This is a genomic window from Mesorhizobium sp. L2C066B000, assembly GCF_000502335.1.
Classification (GTDB): Bacteria; Pseudomonadota; Alphaproteobacteria; order Rhizobiales; family Rhizobiaceae; genus Mesorhizobium.
Map to the genome: position 1 here is coordinate 1 of NZ_AYWZ01000006.1, position 15,953 is coordinate 15,953.

The 15,953-nt window shown below is 61.2% G+C and carries 28 protein-coding genes and 1 pseudogene; 28 read left to right on the top strand and 1 reads right to left on the bottom strand.

The window, feature by feature from the left end:
• The 28 genes and pseudogenes from tuf to rplQ form a co-directional block, all read left to right on the top strand.
• A pseudogene (tuf, locus tag X733_RS150620) lies at positions 1-297 on the top strand (elongation factor Tu); the annotation flags it as partial.
• Between the two features lie 69 nt (positions 298-366).
• Positions 367-675, top strand: coding sequence for a 30S ribosomal protein S10 (rpsJ, locus tag X733_RS150615; RefSeq protein WP_010909272.1), 309 nt, complete (start codon positions 367-369; stop codon positions 673-675).
• 61 nt (positions 676-736) lie between these two features.
• On the top strand, positions 737-1,465 hold the full coding sequence (gene rplC / locus X733_RS150610; RefSeq protein WP_023682606.1) for a 50S ribosomal protein L3: 729 nt from the start codon (positions 737-739) through the stop codon (positions 1,463-1,465).
• Positions 1,465-2,085, top strand: a complete 621-nt coding sequence (gene rplD, locus X733_RS150605) for a 50S ribosomal protein L4 (protein WP_023818852.1) — start codon at positions 1,465-1,467, stop codon at positions 2,083-2,085. The genes rplC and rplD overlap by 1 nt, the downstream gene beginning before the upstream one ends.
• The gene (locus X733_RS150600) at positions 2,082-2,375 is read left to right on the top strand and encodes a 50S ribosomal protein L23 (RefSeq protein WP_023672751.1); all 294 of its coding nucleotides are present in this window, start codon (positions 2,082-2,084) and stop codon (positions 2,373-2,375) included. The genes rplD and X733_RS150600 overlap by 4 nt, the downstream gene beginning before the upstream one ends.
• A gap of 23 nt (positions 2,376-2,398) precedes the next feature.
• Positions 2,399-3,232 (top strand): 50S ribosomal protein L2, encoded by an 834-nt coding sequence (rplB, locus tag X733_RS150595; protein ID WP_023706515.1) that lies wholly within the window; start codon positions 2,399-2,401, stop codon positions 3,230-3,232.
• A 16-nt stretch (positions 3,233-3,248) separates the two neighbouring features.
• Positions 3,249-3,527 (top strand): 30S ribosomal protein S19, encoded by a 279-nt coding sequence (rpsS, locus tag X733_RS150590; RefSeq protein WP_006205463.1) that lies wholly within the window; start codon positions 3,249-3,251, stop codon positions 3,525-3,527.
• A 2-nt stretch (positions 3,528-3,529) separates the two neighbouring features.
• A complete protein-coding gene (gene rplV / locus X733_RS150585; protein WP_006205462.1) occupies positions 3,530-3,919 on the top strand; it encodes a 50S ribosomal protein L22 in 390 nt (129 codons plus the stop codon).
• Positions 3,919-4,644 (top strand): 30S ribosomal protein S3, encoded by a 726-nt coding sequence (rpsC, locus tag X733_RS150580; RefSeq protein WP_023672753.1) that lies wholly within the window; start codon positions 3,919-3,921, stop codon positions 4,642-4,644. Before rplV ends, rpsC begins: the two co-directional genes overlap by 1 nt.
• 26 nt (positions 4,645-4,670) lie before the next feature.
• A complete protein-coding gene (rplP, locus tag X733_RS150575; RefSeq protein WP_006205460.1) occupies positions 4,671-5,084 on the top strand; it encodes a 50S ribosomal protein L16 in 414 nt (137 codons plus the stop codon).
• A gap of 13 nt (positions 5,085-5,097) precedes the next feature.
• Positions 5,098-5,298, top strand: coding sequence for a 50S ribosomal protein L29 (gene rpmC, locus X733_RS150570; protein WP_006205459.1), 201 nt, complete (start codon positions 5,098-5,100; stop codon positions 5,296-5,298).
• Positions 5,299-5,309: 11 nt separating this feature from the next.
• The gene (rpsQ, locus tag X733_RS150565) at positions 5,310-5,549 is read left to right on the top strand and encodes a 30S ribosomal protein S17 (protein ID WP_010909280.1); all 240 of its coding nucleotides are present in this window, start codon (positions 5,310-5,312) and stop codon (positions 5,547-5,549) included.
• Positions 5,550-5,621: 72 nt separating this feature from the next.
• Positions 5,622-5,990: a 50S ribosomal protein L14 gene (gene rplN, locus X733_RS150560; RefSeq protein ID WP_006205457.1), complete on the top strand. Its 369-nt coding sequence runs from the start codon at positions 5,622-5,624 to the stop codon at positions 5,988-5,990.
• A 12-nt stretch (positions 5,991-6,002) separates the two neighbouring features.
• Positions 6,003-6,317, top strand: a complete 315-nt coding sequence (rplX, locus tag X733_RS150555; RefSeq protein ID WP_013531428.1) for a 50S ribosomal protein L24 — start codon at positions 6,003-6,005, stop codon at positions 6,315-6,317.
• Complete coding sequence (gene rplE / locus X733_RS150550; protein ID WP_023672755.1) at positions 6,310-6,909, top strand: 50S ribosomal protein L5; 600 nt, start codon at positions 6,310-6,312, stop codon at positions 6,907-6,909. The genes rplX and rplE overlap by 8 nt, the downstream gene beginning before the upstream one ends.
• Before the next feature lie 27 nt (positions 6,910-6,936).
• Positions 6,937-7,242 (top strand): 30S ribosomal protein S14, encoded by a 306-nt coding sequence (rpsN, locus tag X733_RS150545; RefSeq protein ID WP_010909282.1) that lies wholly within the window; start codon positions 6,937-6,939, stop codon positions 7,240-7,242.
• Positions 7,243-7,254: 12 nt separating this feature from the next.
• Positions 7,255-7,653: a 30S ribosomal protein S8 gene (gene rpsH, locus X733_RS150540; RefSeq protein WP_006205453.1), complete on the top strand. Its 399-nt coding sequence runs from the start codon at positions 7,255-7,257 to the stop codon at positions 7,651-7,653.
• Between the two features lie 41 nt (positions 7,654-7,694).
• Complete coding sequence (gene rplF, locus X733_RS150535) at positions 7,695-8,228, top strand: 50S ribosomal protein L6 (protein WP_023682603.1); 534 nt, start codon at positions 7,695-7,697, stop codon at positions 8,226-8,228.
• A gap of 140 nt (positions 8,229-8,368) precedes the next feature.
• The gene (gene rplR, locus X733_RS150530; RefSeq protein ID WP_023682602.1) at positions 8,369-8,728 is read left to right on the top strand and encodes a 50S ribosomal protein L18; all 360 of its coding nucleotides are present in this window, start codon (positions 8,369-8,371) and stop codon (positions 8,726-8,728) included.
• Positions 8,729-8,882: 154 nt separating this feature from the next.
• Positions 8,883-9,446 carry a 30S ribosomal protein S5 gene (gene rpsE, locus X733_RS150525; protein ID WP_006333394.1) on the top strand — a complete coding sequence of 188 codons (564 nt, stop codon included), beginning with the start codon at positions 8,883-8,885 and terminating at the stop codon, positions 9,444-9,446.
• Between the two features lie 24 nt (positions 9,447-9,470).
• Positions 9,471-9,668, top strand: coding sequence for a 50S ribosomal protein L30 (rpmD, locus tag X733_RS150520; protein ID WP_006205449.1), 198 nt, complete (start codon positions 9,471-9,473; stop codon positions 9,666-9,668).
• Between the two features lie 22 nt (positions 9,669-9,690).
• Entirely contained in the window at positions 9,691-10,161 is a 471-nt protein-coding gene (gene rplO / locus X733_RS150515) for a 50S ribosomal protein L15 (protein ID WP_023672760.1), read from the top strand.
• A 257-nt stretch (positions 10,162-10,418) separates the two neighbouring features.
• On the top strand, positions 10,419-11,759 hold the full coding sequence (secY, locus tag X733_RS150510; RefSeq protein ID WP_023672761.1) for a preprotein translocase subunit SecY: 1,341 nt from the start codon (positions 10,419-10,421) through the stop codon (positions 11,757-11,759).
• Entirely contained in the window at positions 11,756-12,364 is a 609-nt protein-coding gene (locus X733_RS150505; protein ID WP_023818853.1) for an adenylate kinase, read from the top strand. The genes secY and X733_RS150505 overlap by 4 nt, the downstream gene beginning before the upstream one ends.
• Positions 12,365-12,575: 211 nt before the next feature.
• Positions 12,576-12,944 (top strand): 30S ribosomal protein S13, encoded by a 369-nt coding sequence (rpsM, locus tag X733_RS150500; RefSeq protein ID WP_006205445.1) that lies wholly within the window; start codon positions 12,576-12,578, stop codon positions 12,942-12,944.
• A gap of 127 nt (positions 12,945-13,071) precedes the next feature.
• Positions 13,072-13,461, top strand: coding sequence for a 30S ribosomal protein S11 (gene rpsK, locus X733_RS150495; protein WP_006205444.1), 390 nt, complete (start codon positions 13,072-13,074; stop codon positions 13,459-13,461).
• A gap of 102 nt (positions 13,462-13,563) precedes the next feature.
• Positions 13,564-14,574 (top strand): DNA-directed RNA polymerase subunit alpha, encoded by a 1,011-nt coding sequence (locus X733_RS150490; RefSeq protein WP_023682599.1) that lies wholly within the window; start codon positions 13,564-13,566, stop codon positions 14,572-14,574.
• Positions 14,575-14,679: 105 nt separating this feature from the next.
• Complete coding sequence (gene rplQ / locus X733_RS150485) at positions 14,680-15,111, top strand: 50S ribosomal protein L17 (protein WP_023818854.1); 432 nt, start codon at positions 14,680-14,682, stop codon at positions 15,109-15,111.
• A gap of 82 nt (positions 15,112-15,193) precedes the next feature.
• Here rplQ and X733_RS150480 read toward each other — a convergent pair whose 3' ends face one another.
• The gene (locus X733_RS150480; RefSeq protein ID WP_155924208.1) at positions 15,194-15,820 is read right to left on the bottom strand and encodes a hypothetical protein; all 627 of its coding nucleotides are present in this window, start codon (positions 15,818-15,820) and stop codon (positions 15,194-15,196) included.
• Positions 15,821-15,953 lie beyond the last annotated feature (133 nt).

Consider the following 15,953-nt stretch of genomic DNA (forward strand, 5'->3'; position numbering starts at 1 on the left):
GGTACGGTGAAGCCGCACAAGAAGTTCGTGGCCGAAGCCTACATCCTGACCAAGGACGAAGGTGGCCGTCACACGCCGTTCTTCACCAACTACCGTCCGCAGTTCTACTTCCGCACGACCGACGTGACCGGCATCGTGTCGCTGCCGGAAGGCACGGAAATGGTTATGCCCGGCGACAACATCACGGTCGATGTCGAGCTGATCGTGCCGATCGCCATGGAAGAGAAGCTGCGCTTCGCCATCCGTGAAGGCGGCCGTACCGTCGGTGCCGGCATCGTCGTCACCATCAAAGAGTAATTTAGACTTAAACCGATCTGTCGCGGGCGCAGGATTTGCCCGCGCCGCGCCAGAACAAGGAAGTGACGCATGAACGGACAGAATATCCGCATCCGCCTGAAGGCGTTTGATCACCGCGTGCTTGACGCCTCGACGAAAGAAATCGTGTCGACGGCCAAGCGCACCGGAGCAAACGTCCGCGGCCCCATTCCGCTGCCGACGCGGATCGAAAAGTTCACGGTCAACCGGTCGCCTCACGTCGACAAGAAGAGCCGCGAGCAGTTCGAGATGCGCACGCACAAGCGTCTGCTCGACATCGTCGATCCGACCCCGCAGACGGTCGATGCTTTGATGAAGCTCGATCTGGCCGCCGGTGTCGACGTCGAGATCAAGCTCTAAGGGAATGAGAGCGCGGTAAGGGGCGGTGCCCCTGGCCCGGAACTCTAAAGGAATTGAACCGATGCGTTCAGGTGTGATTGCAAAGAAGGTGGGAATGACCCGCATCTATAATGATGCCGGGGAACATGTTCCCGTCACCGTTCTCCAGATGGAGAACTGCCAGGTCGTGGCTCAGCGCACGCAGGAGAAGAACGGCTATACGGCCGTCCAGCTCGGCGTTGGCCTTGCCAAGGTGAAGAACACGTCGAAGGCGATGCGCGGCCATTTCGCGACCGCTTCCGTCGAGCCGAAGGCGAAGGTCGCCGAGTTCCGCGTCTCCGCCGACAACATGATCGATGTCGGCGCCGAGATCACCGTCGAGCACTTCGTCGCCGGCCAGAAGGTCGATGTGACGGGCACGACGATCGGCAAGGGTTTCCAGGGCGTCATCAAGCGCCATCACATGGGTGGTGGCCGCGCGACGCACGGTAACTCGGTTTCGCACCGTACGCACGGTTCGACCGGCCAGCGTCAGGACCCGGGCAAAGTGTTCAAGGGCAAGCATATGGCTGGCCACATGGGCGACACCCGCGTCACCACACAGAATGTCGAGATCGTTTCGACCGACGCCGATCGCGGCCTGATCCTGATCCGCGGTGCGGTTCCCGGATCGAAGGGCGCCTGGATCCTGGTCCGCGATGCGGCCAAGGTGGCACTGCCGGCCAATGCGCCGAAGCCTGCCGCGATCCGCGCCGTTGCTGCCGAGAGTGGCGCCAAGAACGAGGCTCCGGCCGCAGAGGGAGCAGAATAATGGATCTCAAGATCACAACGCTTGGCGGCAAGGATGCCGGCAAGGTGAAACTCTCCGAGGAGATTTTCGGCCTTGATCCGCGCGAGGACATCCTGCAGCGCGTCGTGCGCTGGCAGCTGGCCAAGCGCCAGCAGGGCACGCACAAGGCCAAGGGCCGCGCCGAAATCGCGCGCACCGGCGCTAAGATGTACAAGCAGAAGGGTACGGGCCGCGCCCGTCACCATTCGGCACGCGCTCCGCAGTTCCGCGGCGGCGGCAAGGCCCACGGCCCGGTCGTTCGCAGCCACGAGCACGATCTGCCGAAGAAGGTGCGCGCTCTGGGCTTGCGGCATGCTCTCTCGGCCAAGGCCAAGAGCACGTCGATCATCATCATCGACGAGCTGAAGCTGACCGAGGCCAAGACGAAGGCGCTGATCGCGAATTTCGCGACACTGGGCCTGACCAACGCCTTGGTGATCGGCGGTGCCGAGCTTGACCAGAACTTCAAGCTGGCGGCGACCAACATCCCGAACATCGACGTGCTGCCCATCCAGGGCATCAACGTCTACGACATTCTGCGCCGCGGCACGCTGGTCCTTTCGAAGGCCGCCGTCGAGGCTCTCGAGGAGCGCTTTAAATGACCGACCTCCGTCATTACGACGTGATCGTCTCGCCGGCGATCACCGAAAAGTCGACCATGGCTTCCGAGAACAACCAGGTTGTTTTCAACGTCGCCAAGAAGGCGTCGAAGCCGGAAATCAAGGCCGCTGTCGAAGCGCTGTTTGGCGTCAAGGTTACGGCCGTGAACACGCTTGTCCGCAAGGGCAAGATCAAGCGCTTCCGCGGCACGATCGGCCGCCAGAGCGACGTCAAGAAGGCGATTGTGACACTGGCCGACGGCCAGTCGATCGACGTCGCGACGGGTCTCTGAGCTAGGCCGCGAGGACAACAAACATGGCACTTAAAAAATTCAACCCGGTAACGCCGAGCACCCGCCAGCTGGTCATCGTCGACCGCTCGGGCCTCTACAAGGGCAAGCCCGTCAAGGGCCTGACCGAAGGCCTGACGAAGTCGGGCGGCCGCAACAATCACGGCCGCATTACGGCCCGCTTCATCGGCGGCGGTCACAAGCGTTCGTACCGCATCATCGACTTCAAGCGCCGCAAGTTCGACGTCGTCGGCACGGTCGAGCGCATTGAATACGATCCGAACCGCACCGCCTTCATCGCGCTGATCAAGTATGACGATGGCGAGCTGTCCTACATCATCGCTCCGCAGCGCCTTGCCGCCGGCGACAAGATCGTGGCCGGTGAATCGGTCGACGTGAAGCCGGGCAATGCGATGCCGCTGGCCTCGATGCCGGTCGGCACGATCGTCCATAACATCGAGCTGAAGCCGGGCAAGGGCGCCCAGGTTGCCCGCTCGGCAGGTGGCTACGGCCAGCTGGTCGGTCGCGATCAGGGCATGGCGATCCTGCGCCTCAACTCGGGCGAGCAGCGTGTCGTTCACGGCTCCTGCATGGCCACCGTCGGCGCCGTGTCGAACCCCGACCACGGCAACATCAACGACGGCAAGGCCGGCCGCACGGTCTGGCGCGGCAAGCGCCCGCACAATCGCGGCGTGACCATGAACCCGGTCGACCATCCGCATGGCGGTGGTGAAGGCCGCACCTCCGGTGGCCGTCATCCGGTCAGCCCGTGGGGCAAGCCGACCAAGGGCAAGAAGACGCGGTCCAACAAGGCGACCGACAAGTTCATCCTGCGCTCGCGCCATCAGCGCAAGAGCTAAGAAGAGGTAACGCCAAGTGACTCGTTCTATTTGGAAAGGCCCCTTCATCGACGGCTACCTTCTCAAGAAGGTGGACAAGGTTCGTGAAGGTGGTCGCAATGAGGTGATCAAGATGTGGAGCCGTCGCTCCACCATCCTGCCGCAGTTCGTCGGCTTCACCTTCGGTGTCTACAACGGCCAGAAGCATGTTCCCGTCTCGGTGAACGAGGACATGGTCGGTCACAAGTTCGGTGAATTCGCTCCGACCCGGACCTATTACGGTCACGGCGCGGATAAGAAGGCGAAGAGGAAATAATCATGGGCAAGGCCAAAGCTCCGCGCAGGCTTGCTGACAACGAAGCGCGCGCCGTTCTGCGCACGATCCGTATCAGCCCGCAGAAGCTGAACCTGGTTGCCGCGCTGATCCGCGGCAAGAAGGTCGCGACAGCGCTTTCCGATCTCGAATTCTCGGCCAAGCGGATTTCCGGCACGGTCAAGAAGACGCTGGAATCGGCGATCGCCAACGCGGAAAACAACCACGACCTCGACGTCGATGCGCTGATCGTGGCGGAAGCCTATGTCGGCAAGTCGATCGTCATGAAGCGGTTCCATGCTCGTGGCCGCGGTCGCGCCAGCCGTATCGAAAAGCCGTTCTCGCACCTCACGATCGTCGTTCGTGAAGTCGAAGAAAAAGGGGAGGCCGCATAATGGGCCAGAAAGTCAATCCGATCGGTCTGCGCCTCGGCATCAACCGCACCTGGGATTCGCGCTGGTTCGCGAACACCGGCGAGTACGGCAAACTGCTGCATGAGGACATCAAGATCCGCAAATATCTTGAAAAGGAACTGAAGCAGGCTGCGATTTCGAAGGTCGTGATCGAGCGCCCGCACAAGAAGTGCCGCGTCACCATCCATGCGGCGCGCCCGGGCCTGATCATCGGCAAGAAGGGCGCCGACATCGAAAAGCTTCGCAAGAAGCTGATGGAGATGACGAAGTCCGAGACGCACTTGAACATCGTTGAAGTGCGCAAGCCGGAAATCGACGCGACCCTGGTCGCCCAGTCGATCGCCCAGCAGCTCGAGCGTCGTATCGCGTTCCGCCGCGCCATGAAGCGCGCCGTTCAGTCGGCGATGCGCCTGGGCGCCGAAGGCATCCGCATCAACTGCGCCGGCCGTCTCGGCGGCGCCGAGATTGCGCGCATGGAATGGTACCGAGAAGGCCGCGTGCCGCTGCATACGCTGCGCGCCGATGTCGACTACGGCACGGCCGAAGCGCATACGGCTTACGGCATCTGCGGCGTCAAGGTCTGGGTGTTCAAGGGCGAAATCCTCGAGCACGATCCGATGGCTTCGGAGCGTCGCGCGACCGAGGGTGATGCTGCGCATGGCGGTGGTGGCGATCGCGAACGCGGTCGTCGTCGCGAAAACGCCTGATTATTTAGGAATTTGGAGTTAGAACGATGCTGCAGCCAAAGCGCACAAAGTTCCGCAAGCAGTTCAAGGGCCGTATCCATGGTACCGCAAAGGGCGGCACCAACCTGGATTTTGGTGGTTTCGGGCTGAAGGCGCTTGAGCCGAACCGCGTCACCGCGCGTGAGATCGAGGCGGCCCGCCGCGCGATCACTCGTGAGATGAAGCGTGCCGGCCGCGTGTGGATCCGTATTTTCCCTGATGTGCCGGTGACGTCGAAGCCGACCGAAGTGCGCATGGGCAAGGGCAAGGGCGCTGTCGATTACTGGGCGGCGCGCGTCAAGCCGGGCCGCATCATGTTCGAGATCGACGGCGTCAACGAAGAAACCGCCCGTGAGGCGCTGCGTCTCGGCGCGGCCAAGCTCTCGGTCAGGACGCGCTTCGTACAGCGCATCGCAGAATAAGGACGGGCTGATCATGAAAGCCGAAGACATCCGGACGAAGACCCAGGACCAGCTGACCGACGATCTGGCCAGCCTGAAGAAGGAGCAGTTCAACCTGCGCTTCCAGAAGGCCACCGGCCAGCTCGAGAAGACCGCCCGCGTGCGGCAGGTTCGCAAGGACATTGCGCGTATCAAGACCATCGCTGCGGAAAAGTCCGCGGCCAAGAAGGCTTAAGGACGAAAATCATGCCAAAGCGCATTCTGCAGGGCACTGTCGTCAGCGACAAGAACGAGAAGACGGTAGTCGTCAAGGTCGAACGGCGCTTCACGCATCCCGTGATGAAGAAGACCGTGCGCATGACCAAGAAGTACAAGGCGCACGACGAGAACAACGCCCACAAGGTCGGCGATCAGGTGTTCATCCAGGAATCGAAGCCGATTTCCAAGGACAAGCGCTGGATCGTCGTGTCTTCGGACCAGGCGTAACAAACCGAATTTTGGACAGACCGGGGAGGGGCTTTGAGCCCGTCCCGTTAGAAGAGAAGAAGGCGGCCAGTCATGATTCAGATGCAAACAAACCTCGACGTCGCGGATAATTCCGGCGCCCGTCGTGTCATGTGCATCAAGGTGCTGGGCGGCTCGAAGCGGAAATACGCTTCCGTAGGCGACATCATCGTGGTGTCGATCAAGGAAGCCATTCCGCGCGGCCGCGTTAAGAAGGGCGATGTGATGAAGGCGGTCGTGGTTCGCACGGCCAAGGACATCCGCCGCCCGGACGGCAGCGTGATCCGTTTCGACAAGAACGCGGCCGTTCTCGTCGACAACAAGAAAGAGCCGATCGGCACGCGTATCTTCGGACCGGTTCCGCGCGAACTCCGCGCCAAGAACCACATGAAGATCATCTCGCTCGCGCCTGAAGTGCTGTAAGGAGCCGGACCAATGCAAAAGATTAGAAAAGGCGACAAGGTCGTCGTGCTGGCCGGCAAGGACAAGGGCCGTTCGGGCGAAGTCCTCTCGGTTCAGCCGAAGGAAGACACCGCGCTGGTGCGCGGCGTCAACATGATCCGTCGTCACCAGAAGCAGTCCCAGTCCCAAGAGGGCGGGATCATCACCAAGGAAGCGCCGATCCAGCTGTCGAACATCGCGCTCGCCGACCCCAAGGATGGCAAGCCGACCCGCGTCGGCTTCATCTTCCAGAAGGACGGCAAGAAGGTGCGCGTCGCCAAGCGCTCGGGAGAAGTCATCAATGGCTAAGGCTCAAACCACGAAGCCCAAGGCTGAAAGCAAACAGTCCAAGGCCCAGAACACGCCGCGCCTCAAGCAGGTCTACAACGAGACCATCCGCAAGGCGCTGCAGGAGCAGTTCGGCTACGAGAACGAGATGCAGGTTCCGCGCATCGACAAGATCGTGCTGAACATGGGCGTCGGCGAAGCGACCGCGGATTCGAAGAAGCCTTCGATCGCGGCCGAAGACCTGGCGATGATCGCCGGCCAGAAGGCCGTCGTCACCCGCGCCCGTAATTCGATCGCCGGCTTCAAGGTCCGCGAGAAGATGCCGATCGGCGCCAAGGTCACGCTGCGCAAGGAACGCATGTACGAGTTCCTCGACCGTCTCGTGAACATCGCACTGCCGCGCGTCCGCGACTTTCGCGGACTGAATCCGAAGAGCTTCGATGGCCGTGGCAACTACGCCATGGGCATCAAGGAACACATCGTGTTCCCGGAGATCAACTACGACAAGGTTGATCAGATCTGGGGCATGGACGTCATCGTTTGTACGACTGCGAAGACGGACGACGAAGCCAGGGCATTGCTCAAGGCCTTCAACTTCCCCTTCCGCCAGTAACGGCAGCGAGAAAAGGAAAAATCTGAAATGGCAAAGACCAGCTCAGTCGAGAAGAACAACAGGCGCCGCAAGCTTGCCGACCAGTACGGTCCCAAGCGCGCAGCGCTCAAGGCGATCATCATGGACCAGTCCAAGCCGATGGAAGAGCGTTTCCGCGCTCAGCTGAAGCTTGCTGCCCTGCCGCGCAACTCGGCCAAGATCCGCATCCGCAACCGCTGCGAAGTTACCGGCCGTCCGCGCGCCTATTATCGCAAGCTCAAAGTATCGCGCATCGCGCTTCGTGATCTCGGCAATAACGGCCAGATCCCGGGCCTGGTCAAGTCGAGCTGGTAAGGAGGACATAACATGTCATTGAGCGATCCTCTCGGCGATATGCTGACCCGCATCCGCAACGCGTATGGCCGTAAGAAGTCGAGCGTTTCGACGCCGGCGTCGCGCCTGCGTACCCGCGTCCTCGACGTGCTGAAGGCTGAAGGCTATATCCGCGACTACAGCCAGACCGACTTCGACAACGGCAAGTCCGAAATCGAAATCGAGCTGAAGTATTTCGACGGTGCTCCGGTCGTGCGCGAAATCGCCCGCGTCTCGAAGCCTGGCCGCCGCGTTTACGTTTCGGCCAAGTCGATCCCGCACGTCGCCAACGGCCTCGGCATCGCCATCCTTTCGACGCCGAAGGGCGTGATGGCCGATCACGAAGCACGCGAACAGAATGTCGGCGGCGAAATCCTCTGCCAGATTTTCTAATTCGGCAGACCTGAAACAAGAGAAGTGACGAGGACAACCAAATGTCTCGTATTGGAAAGAAACCCGTTTCGCTGCCGCAGGGCGTGACCGCGACCGTCAACGGCCAGACCGTGACGGCGAAGGGCCCCAAGGGCGAGCTGAAGTTCGTGGTGAACGACGAAGTGCTGGTCAAGATGGAAGGCAGCGAAATCGCTGTCCAGCCGCGCGACCAGACCAAGACCGCCCGCTCCAAGTGGGGCATGTCGCGCACGCAGATCGTCAACATCCTGCAGGGCGTCAAGGACGGTTTCGAGAAGAAGCTCGAGATCACCGGCGTCGGCTATCGCGCGGCACTTCAGGGCAAGAACCTGCAGCTGGCGCTTGGCTTCAGCCACGACGTCGTTTACGAGACGCCGGCCGGCATCACGATCACTGTGCCGAAGCCGACGGAAATCACCGTGACCGGCATCGACAAGCAGCAGGTCGGCCAGGTTGCAGCCGAGATCCGCGAGTATCGCGGTCCCGAGCCCTACAAGGGCAAGGGTGTCCGCTATGCCGGCGAGAAGATCGTCCGCAAGGAAGGCAAGAAGAAGTAGTAGGCCTGGCCCCGAAAAGTTGCAGACTTTTCGGAAAAGGCCAAGCCAAAGAAGTGCAACGCCGCGGGGAGCGGTCGCGGGAGGCGCTTTCGCCTACCGCACATGGCGGCCCCCGTTTTTTGAAGGCAAGGAAGATTATCATGGCTACCAAGGAATCCATCCAGCGCCGCGCGCAGCGCGTCCGCCGCCAGATCAAGAAGGTCGCCGGCGAACGTCCGCGTCTCTCGGTTCACCGCACGTCGAAGAACATCTACGTGCAGGTCATCGACGACGCCAAGGGCCATACCATCGCGGCTGCATCGACACTCGAGAAGGACCTCAAGGGTTCGCTCAAGACCGGCGCCGACACCGAGGCAGCAGCCGCTGTTGGCAAGCTGATCGCCGAGCGTGCTTCGAAGGCCGGCGTCAAGGAAGTCGTCTTCGACCGCGGCGCCTATATCTATCACGGCCGCGTCAAGGCGCTGGCCGAGGCTGCCCGTGAAGGCGGTCTGAGCTTCTAATTGCCTGATCCCGAACCGAAGGTCAGCGCAGCAAAAAGTTGCAGACTTTTCGGACAAGATCATGCAAGGAAAAATAATTCGCCCCCGGTGACCCAAAGAGGCGCACCGGATCTTATCAGCAACCGTGCTTCCGGAAAAAAACAAGGAACAGGATATGGCACAGGAACGTAGGGATGGCGGCCGCGGCCGCGATCGTGAAGAACGCGATGACGGCATGGTGGACAAGCTCGTCCACATCAACCGTGTCGCCAAGGTCGTCAAGGGCGGCCGTCGCTTCGGTTTTGCAGCACTCGTCGTCGTCGGCGACCAGAAGGGCCGCGTCGGCTTCGGTCACGGCAAGGCGCGCGAAGTGCCGGAAGCGATCCGCAAGGCAACCGAGTCGGCCAAGCGCGACATGATTTTCGTGCCGCTGCGCTCGGGCCGCACGCTGCACCACGACGTCGAAGGACGCTGGGGCGCCGGACGCGTGCTGCTGCGCGCTGCCAAGCAGGGTACCGGCATCATCGCCGGCGGCCCGATGCGCGCTGTCTTCGAGACGCTCGGCATGCATGACGTGGTCGCCAAGTCGATGGGTTCGTCGAACCCCTACAACATGGTTCGTGCCACATTCGACGCGCTGAAGAGCCAGATGCATCCCAAGGATGTGGCTGCTGCGCGCGGCATCAAGTATTCGACCCTTCAGGCCCGCCGCGGCACCGCCGTTGCGGCTGAAGAATAGTCGATCTGACCAGGGATTTTGACCATGGCCAAGAAAGCAACCAAGACCATCACCGTTGAGCAGATCGGTTCGCCGATCCGCCGCCCGAAGGAACAGCGCGCAACGCTGGTCGGCCTCGGCCTCAACAAGATGCACAAGCAGCGCACGCTGGAGGACACTCCCTCGGTGCGCGGCATGATCGCTGCCGTCCAGCATCTCGTCCGCGTCGTGGACGAGGGCTGAGCAAAAGCGCAGGAGAACCCAGATGAAACTCAACGATCTGCGTGACAAGGACGGCGCGACGCACTCCAAGAAGCGTCTCGGCCGTGGCATCGGCTCCGGCTCCGGCAAGACCGGCGGTCGCGGCGTCAAGGGCCAGAAGGCGCGCTCCGGCGTTGCCATCAACGGCTTCGAGGGCGGCCAGATGCCGCTCTATCGGCGCCTGCCGAAGCGTGGCTTCAATAACATCTTCGCCAAGAGCTTTGTCGTCGTGTCGCTGGCTCGTATCCAGACGGCGCTCGATGCCAAGAAGCTCGACGCCAAGGCGACCGTGACGGCCGAGGCACTCGTCGCCGCCGGCGTCATCCGCCGCGTCAAGGACGGCGTGCGCATCCTCTCGGACGGCGAGCTCAAGGCAAAGCTTGCCTTCGACGTCGCCGGCGCCTCCAAGGCCGCGATCGAGAAGATCGAAAAGGCCGGCGGTTCGGTCAAGCTGCCGGAAGCGGCAGCGGAGTAACGGCAATTTGAAGCGCGGTCGGCAGGAACGGTATCCGTTTTTGTTCACGATTGCGCTTTGATCCGATCAATTAGGCGGCCGCGTCAACGCGGCCGCTTGCATGTTTAGAGCCCGGAGCTTATCTCGTGAGCTTCGGTGCCACGCGCCGCCTGAGCTGCGGGCATCGAGCGTGACATACAAATCAAAGAAGTAGCGCATGACGTTGTCCGAAAACCGCTTCACACTTTTCGGCATCATGCTCTAGCGGAGAATCAGGCATGGCTTCGGCTGCTGAACAACTAGCCTCGAATCTGAATTTTGCGGCTTTCGCCAAGGCGGAGGACCTGAAGAAGCGAATCTGGTTCACCGTCGGCGCGCTGCTCGTCTATCGCCTCGGCACCTATATCCCGCTGCCCGGCATCAATCCGGATGCATTCGCGCAGGCCTTCTCTTCGCAGGCCAAGGGCGTGCTCGGCATGTTCAACATGTTCGCCGGCGGCGCCGTGCAGCGCATGGCGATCTTCGCGCTCGGCATCATGCCTTACATCTCAGCCTCCATCATCATGCAGCTGATGACCTCGGTCATTCCGTCGCTGGAAGCGCTGAAAAAGGAAGGAGAGCAGGGCCGCAAGGTCATCAACCAGTACACGCGCTACGGCACGGTACTCCTGGCGCTGGTGCAGGCCTACGGCATTTCGGTGGGCCTGGAAGGCGGCAACGGCATCGTCAACGATCCCGGCATGTTCTTCCGCATCTCGACCGTCGTCACGCTGGTTGGCGGCACCATGTTCCTGATGTGGCTGGGCGAGCAGATCACCGCCCGCGGCATCGGCAACGGCATTTCGCTGATCATTTTCTCCGGCATCGTCGCCGGCCTGCCGCGCGCCATCTCCGGCACGCTGGAGCTCGGCCGCACCGGCGCCCTATCGACCGGGCTGATACTCGCGATCATCGTGCTGGCCATCATCGTCATCGCGCTGATCGTGTTCTTCGAGCGCGCGCAGCGCCGCCTGCTGATCCAGTATCCGAAGCGCCAGGTCGGCAACCGCATGTTCCAGGGCGATACCTCGCATCTGCCGCTGAAGCTCAACACGTCGGGCGTCATTCCGCCGATCTTCGCGTCGTCGCTGCTTTTGCTGCCGGCAACGGTCGCTGGCTTCTCGCAGACGACAAACCTGCCGGCATGGGCAAGCACCGTGCTCGCTTCGCTCGGCCACGGCCAGCCGCTTTACATGCTGTTCTATGCGGCAATGATCGTGTTCTTCGCCTTCTTCTACACGGCCATCGTGTTCAATCCGAAGGATACCGCCGACCAGCTCAAGAAGCATTCCGGCTTCATTCCGGGCTACCGTCCGGGTGAGCGCACCGCCGATTACATCGACTATGTCCTGACGCGCATCACCGTCGTTGGCGCCATCTATCTGGTGCTGGTGTGCCTGCTGCCCGAGTTCCTGATTTCGGCGACTGGTGTACCATTCTACCTCGGTGGCACATCGCTTCTCATCGTGGTCAGTGTAACCCTCGATACGGTGGCGCAGATCCAAGGTCACCTGATCGCGCACCAGTATGAGGGCCTGATCAAGAAGTCGAAGCTGCGCGGGGGGAAGAAGGCCAGATGAGATTGATATTGCTTGGGCCGCCAGGAGCGGGCAAGGGGACGCAAGCACAAAGACTGGTAGAAAAATATGGCATACCGCAGCTGTCGACGGGCGACATGCTGCGGGCCGCCGTACAGGCCGGCACTGAAGTCGGCAAGCGCGCCAAGGCGGTGATGGATGCCGGCGAGCTGGTTTCCGACGCAATCGTCAACGCCATCGTGGCCGAGCGCATCGATCAGCCCGATTGCACCTACGGTTTCATCCTCGACGGATATCCGCGCACGCTGGTGCAAGCCGATGCGGTTGAATCGATGCTCGCCGAGCGCGGCATTGGCCTCGATGCCGTGATCGAGTTCGTCGTCGACGACAAAGCGTTGGTCGGCCGCATCGTCAAGCGCGCCGACGACGCCAAGGCCGCCGGACAGCCGGTGCGCAAGGACGACAATCCGGTGGTGTTCGAAGAGCGCCTGCGAGAATATTACAAGAAGACGGCGCCGCTGATCGGCTATTATTATGCCAAACGCTCGCTTAGGAGTGTCGACGGCATGGCTCCTGTCGACACCGTGACGGCGGAGATTGAAGCGCTGCTCGCGGCGGTGACGCGGGAGACCGTTACGGTAAAGTAAAGATTGCGCTTGACTGGAACGGTTCGCTGGGTTATGGCGGCCCGTCTTCCTATCAGGCATGAGGCTTGCTTGTCCGCAAGGGCAAGGCAGCCGCATTGAAACTAGGGAACTCCCGCAAGGGCCGGCCTCCACCGGACGCGGGGTAATTTGAACAGCGCCGCGCATGCCTTGTTTTGAAGGCCGGCCGGTCCCACATGGAGAAGAGAAGAATATGGCTCGTATAGCCGGCGTCAACATTCCGACCAACAAGCGCGTCGTCATTGCGCTTCAGTACATTCACGGCATTGGCAAGAAGTTCGCCCAGGAGATCGTCGACAAGGTCGGCATCCCGGCCGAGCGCCGCGTCAACCAACTGACCGACGCAGAAGTGCTGCAGATCCGCGAGACCATCGACCGCGACTACCAGGTCGAAGGCGACCTGCGCCGCGAAGTGTCGATGAACATCAAGCGTCTCATGGACCTCGGCTGCTACCGCGGCCTGCGTCACCGCCGTTCGCTGCCGGTTCGCGGCCAGCGCACGCACACCAATGCACGCACCCGCAAGGGCCCGGCCAAGTCGATCGCCGGCAAGAAGAAGTAAGTGAGCGAATAGCGAGTAGCCATTAGCGAGTAGGGGTCCCCTATTCGCTGGTCCCTGCTCACTACTCGCTTTCAAAGGTGGAGCCGCTGGCATTACGGCGGTGTAGAGATCAACTGAAAGGACTATCATGGCCAAGGAAGCCGCTCGTGTTCGCCGTCGCGAACGCAAGAACATCTCGTCGGGCGTTGCCCACGTCAATTCGACCTTCAACAACACGATGATCACCATCACCGACGCGCAGGGCAATTCCATTGCCTGGTCGTCGGCCGGTGCCCAGGGCTTCAAGGGTTCGCGCAAGTCGACCCCGTTCGCCGCCCAGATGGCTGCCGAAGACGTCGCCAAGAAGGCCCAGGAACACGGCATGCGCATGCTCGAAGTCGAGGTCTGCGGACCCGGCTCCGGTCGTGAATCGGCGCTTCGCGCCCTGCAGGCGGCCGGCTTCACCATCACCTCGATCCGTGATGTGACGCCGATCCCGCACAATGGCTGCCGCCCGCGCAAGAAGCGCCGCGTCTAAGACATTACCGAACGCCGCGTGAGCGCCTCAAGGCGCTCCTCCACGGCACTCCAGGTCGCCCGCCACGATTGGATGGTGGCGGGTCAACGGAAGGAAAGCATCATGATCCAGAAAAATTGGCAGGAACTGATCAAGCCGAACAAGATCGAGTTCTCGTCGAAGAAGAAGACGCTGACCACGCTGGTCGCCGAGCCGCTCGAGCGTGGCTTCGGCCTGACGCTCGGCAACGCGCTGCGCCGCGTGCTTTTGTCTTCGCTGCGCGGTGCGGCTGTCACCGCCGTGCAGATCGACGGCGTTCTGCATGAATTCTCGTCGATTGCCGGCGTGCGTGAGGACGTGACCGACATCGTCCTCAACATCAAGGAAATCGCCATCCGCATGGAAGGCGATGGTCCCAAGCGCATGGTCGTTCGCAAGCAGGGCCCGGGTGCGGTTCTGGCTGGCGACATCCAGACGGTTGGCGACGTCGAGATCCTCAACCCCGACCACGTCATCTGCACGCTGGACGAGGGCGCTGAAATCCGCATGGAATTCACCGTCGACACCGGCAAGGGTTACGTGCCGGCCGACCGCAACCGCGCCGAAGACGCGCCGATCGGCCTGATCCCGGTCGACAGCCTGTATTCGCCGGTCAAGAAGGTCTCTTACAAGGTCGAGAACACCCGCGAGGGCCAGGTTCTCGACTATGACAAGCTGACCATGACTATCGAGACCGACGGTTCGATCTCGGGCGAGGACGCGGTGGCTTTCGCTGCCCGCATCCTGCAGGACCAGCTTGGCCTGTTCGTCAATTTCGACGAGCCGCAGAAGGAAGTCGCCACCGAGGCCGTCACCGAGCTCGCCTTCAACCCGGCGCTGCTCAAGAAGGTGGACGAACTCGAGCTTTCGGTGCGTTCGGCCAACTGCCTGAAGAACGACAACATCGTCTACATCGGCGATCTCATCCAGAAGACCGAAGCCGAGATGCTGCGCACCCCGAACTTCGGCCGCAAGTCGCTGAACGAGATCAAGGAAGTGCTCGCGGCGATGGGCCTGCACCTCGGCATGGAAGTGCCGGACTGGCCGCCGGAAAACATCGAAGACCTCGCCAAGCGTTACGAAGACCAATATTGAGCATGAATTTCCAAGGATCGGCGGCGTGGGCCGCTCGATCCGACGGTCATGCGGAAAACCATCAGAGGCCACGGCCTCTTGAACAACTGAAGAAGGAAAAGAGCCATGCGCCACGGTTTTAAAGGCCGCCGCTTCGCCCGAAGCATTAGCCATCGCAAGTCGATGTTCGCCAACCTCGCCGTGTCGCTGCTCGAGCACGAACAGATCGTCACCACCCTGCCGAAGGCGAAGGATTTGCGTCCGATCGTCGAGAAGCTGGTGACGCTCGGCAAGCGCGGCGACCTGCATGCGCGCCGCCAGGTCATTGCCCAGATCGGCAATGAAGGCGTCGTCAAGCGTCTGTTCGACACCATCGCGCCGCGCTACGCCACCCGCAATGGCGGCTATCTGCGCATCATGAAGGCCGGCTTCCGCCACGGCGACAATGCCGCCATGGCAGTCATCGAGTTCGTCGACCGTGACACCGACGTCAAGGGCGCCGGTGACCGCGCTCGCCTCGAAGCTGAAGGCACCAATGAGGAAACCGCGGCCGCATAAGGCTGGGGGTTTCTGGATGAATTCAAAGGGGCCTTCGGGCCCCTTTTTGTTACCAGCGTCCTACGTTTAGCGAGCCTTACGTTTAGCGAGCAAGCGTCAGGTAGTCGCGACCGCTAAGCAGATTCCATTTGAAGGCGCCGGGGATCTCTTCGAACGCCGGTTGGGGATAGGAATAGATACTGTCGAGGGTGGCGCGGGAATCTATATCGCTGACCACTCGCGACACGGTGGAATTGGTCAGGTATTTTTGGGCGTCCCCATCTTCGATGAAGTCTGTATCGACTCGGAAATGAATCTGAACGGGACCCGCGCAGATGTTCAGCAATATTTCGTCGCTCAAGGCGGCGTAGAACACCGCTGCCTCTTCTGGAGCCCAAAGGCCGGCAGTCAAGAATTCCGAAGGTGTCGTCTCTCCACTGAACCCATCCAATGAGAGCACAAGGCGATCGGTGAGAACCTCAAAATCACCTTCGAGATAGCCCGCTTCTTCGATCTGAAACCAGTTCATCCAATGAGGTGCTTCTTCATCAAAGGAAATTTCGAGCTTTCCGAAAGTCCAATAGACCGGAATCGTCTCTGCATGTTCCGTGATCCAGCCGTCAGGCGGACCTAGCATACTGGCGATGTCGATCATTTTCAGAGAAGGGAAAACAGGCCCAAAAGTGCCGGTCTTCAAAAAGTCACGGAATGACAGGAGTTGTTTTTTCATGAAGGTCGACGCAGGTTTTCAGTTTCAAGCCGACCTATAGCTGCTTTGCGGGCCAGAATAATCAGATTTCAGGGGCTTAGCCTTTCATTTTGCACAATCGTCGGGACAATGGCGCCCGACCTGGAGGATTCGG

Excerpts from the sequence above, each read along its gene's own strand:
- rpsJ (WP_010909272.1), top strand. The coding sequence starts at position 367 with ATGAACGGACAGAATATCCGCATCCGCCTGAAGGCGTTTGATCACCGC.
- rplC (WP_023682606.1), top strand. The coding sequence starts at position 737 with ATGCGTTCAGGTGTGATTGCAAAGAAGGTGGGAATGACCCGCATCTAT.
- rplD (WP_023818852.1), top strand. The coding sequence starts at position 1,465 with ATGGATCTCAAGATCACAACGCTTGGCGGCAAGGATGCCGGCAAGGTG.
- X733_RS150600 (WP_023672751.1), top strand. The coding sequence starts at position 2,082 with ATGACCGACCTCCGTCATTACGACGTGATCGTCTCGCCGGCGATCACC.
- rplB (WP_023706515.1), top strand. The coding sequence starts at position 2,399 with ATGGCACTTAAAAAATTCAACCCGGTAACGCCGAGCACCCGCCAGCTG.
- rplV (WP_006205462.1), top strand. The coding sequence starts at position 3,530 with ATGGGCAAGGCCAAAGCTCCGCGCAGGCTTGCTGACAACGAAGCGCGC.
- rpsC (WP_023672753.1), top strand. The coding sequence starts at position 3,919 with ATGGGCCAGAAAGTCAATCCGATCGGTCTGCGCCTCGGCATCAACCGC.
- rplP (WP_006205460.1), top strand. The coding sequence starts at position 4,671 with ATGCTGCAGCCAAAGCGCACAAAGTTCCGCAAGCAGTTCAAGGGCCGT.
- rpmC (WP_006205459.1), top strand. The coding sequence starts at position 5,098 with ATGAAAGCCGAAGACATCCGGACGAAGACCCAGGACCAGCTGACCGAC.
- rpsQ (WP_010909280.1), top strand. The coding sequence starts at position 5,310 with ATGCCAAAGCGCATTCTGCAGGGCACTGTCGTCAGCGACAAGAACGAG.
- rplN (WP_006205457.1), top strand. The coding sequence starts at position 5,622 with ATGATTCAGATGCAAACAAACCTCGACGTCGCGGATAATTCCGGCGCC.
- rplX (WP_013531428.1), top strand. The coding sequence starts at position 6,003 with ATGCAAAAGATTAGAAAAGGCGACAAGGTCGTCGTGCTGGCCGGCAAG.
- rplE (WP_023672755.1), top strand. The coding sequence starts at position 6,310 with ATGGCTAAGGCTCAAACCACGAAGCCCAAGGCTGAAAGCAAACAGTCC.
- rpsN (WP_010909282.1), top strand. The coding sequence starts at position 6,937 with ATGGCAAAGACCAGCTCAGTCGAGAAGAACAACAGGCGCCGCAAGCTT.
- rpsH (WP_006205453.1), top strand. The coding sequence starts at position 7,255 with ATGTCATTGAGCGATCCTCTCGGCGATATGCTGACCCGCATCCGCAAC.
- rplF (WP_023682603.1), top strand. The coding sequence starts at position 7,695 with ATGTCTCGTATTGGAAAGAAACCCGTTTCGCTGCCGCAGGGCGTGACC.
- rplR (WP_023682602.1), top strand. The coding sequence starts at position 8,369 with ATGGCTACCAAGGAATCCATCCAGCGCCGCGCGCAGCGCGTCCGCCGC.
- rpsE (WP_006333394.1), top strand. The coding sequence starts at position 8,883 with ATGGCACAGGAACGTAGGGATGGCGGCCGCGGCCGCGATCGTGAAGAA.
- rpmD (WP_006205449.1), top strand. The coding sequence starts at position 9,471 with ATGGCCAAGAAAGCAACCAAGACCATCACCGTTGAGCAGATCGGTTCG.
- rplO (WP_023672760.1), top strand. The coding sequence starts at position 9,691 with ATGAAACTCAACGATCTGCGTGACAAGGACGGCGCGACGCACTCCAAG.
- secY (WP_023672761.1), top strand. The coding sequence starts at position 10,419 with ATGGCTTCGGCTGCTGAACAACTAGCCTCGAATCTGAATTTTGCGGCT.
- X733_RS150505 (WP_023818853.1), top strand. The coding sequence starts at position 11,756 with ATGAGATTGATATTGCTTGGGCCGCCAGGAGCGGGCAAGGGGACGCAA.
- rpsM (WP_006205445.1), top strand. The coding sequence starts at position 12,576 with ATGGCTCGTATAGCCGGCGTCAACATTCCGACCAACAAGCGCGTCGTC.
- rpsK (WP_006205444.1), top strand. The coding sequence starts at position 13,072 with ATGGCCAAGGAAGCCGCTCGTGTTCGCCGTCGCGAACGCAAGAACATC.
- X733_RS150490 (WP_023682599.1), top strand. The coding sequence starts at position 13,564 with ATGATCCAGAAAAATTGGCAGGAACTGATCAAGCCGAACAAGATCGAG.
- rplQ (WP_023818854.1), top strand. The coding sequence starts at position 14,680 with ATGCGCCACGGTTTTAAAGGCCGCCGCTTCGCCCGAAGCATTAGCCAT.
- X733_RS150480 (WP_155924208.1), bottom strand. The coding sequence starts at position 15,820 with ATGAAAAAACAACTCCTGTCATTCCGTGACTTTTTGAAGACCGGCACT.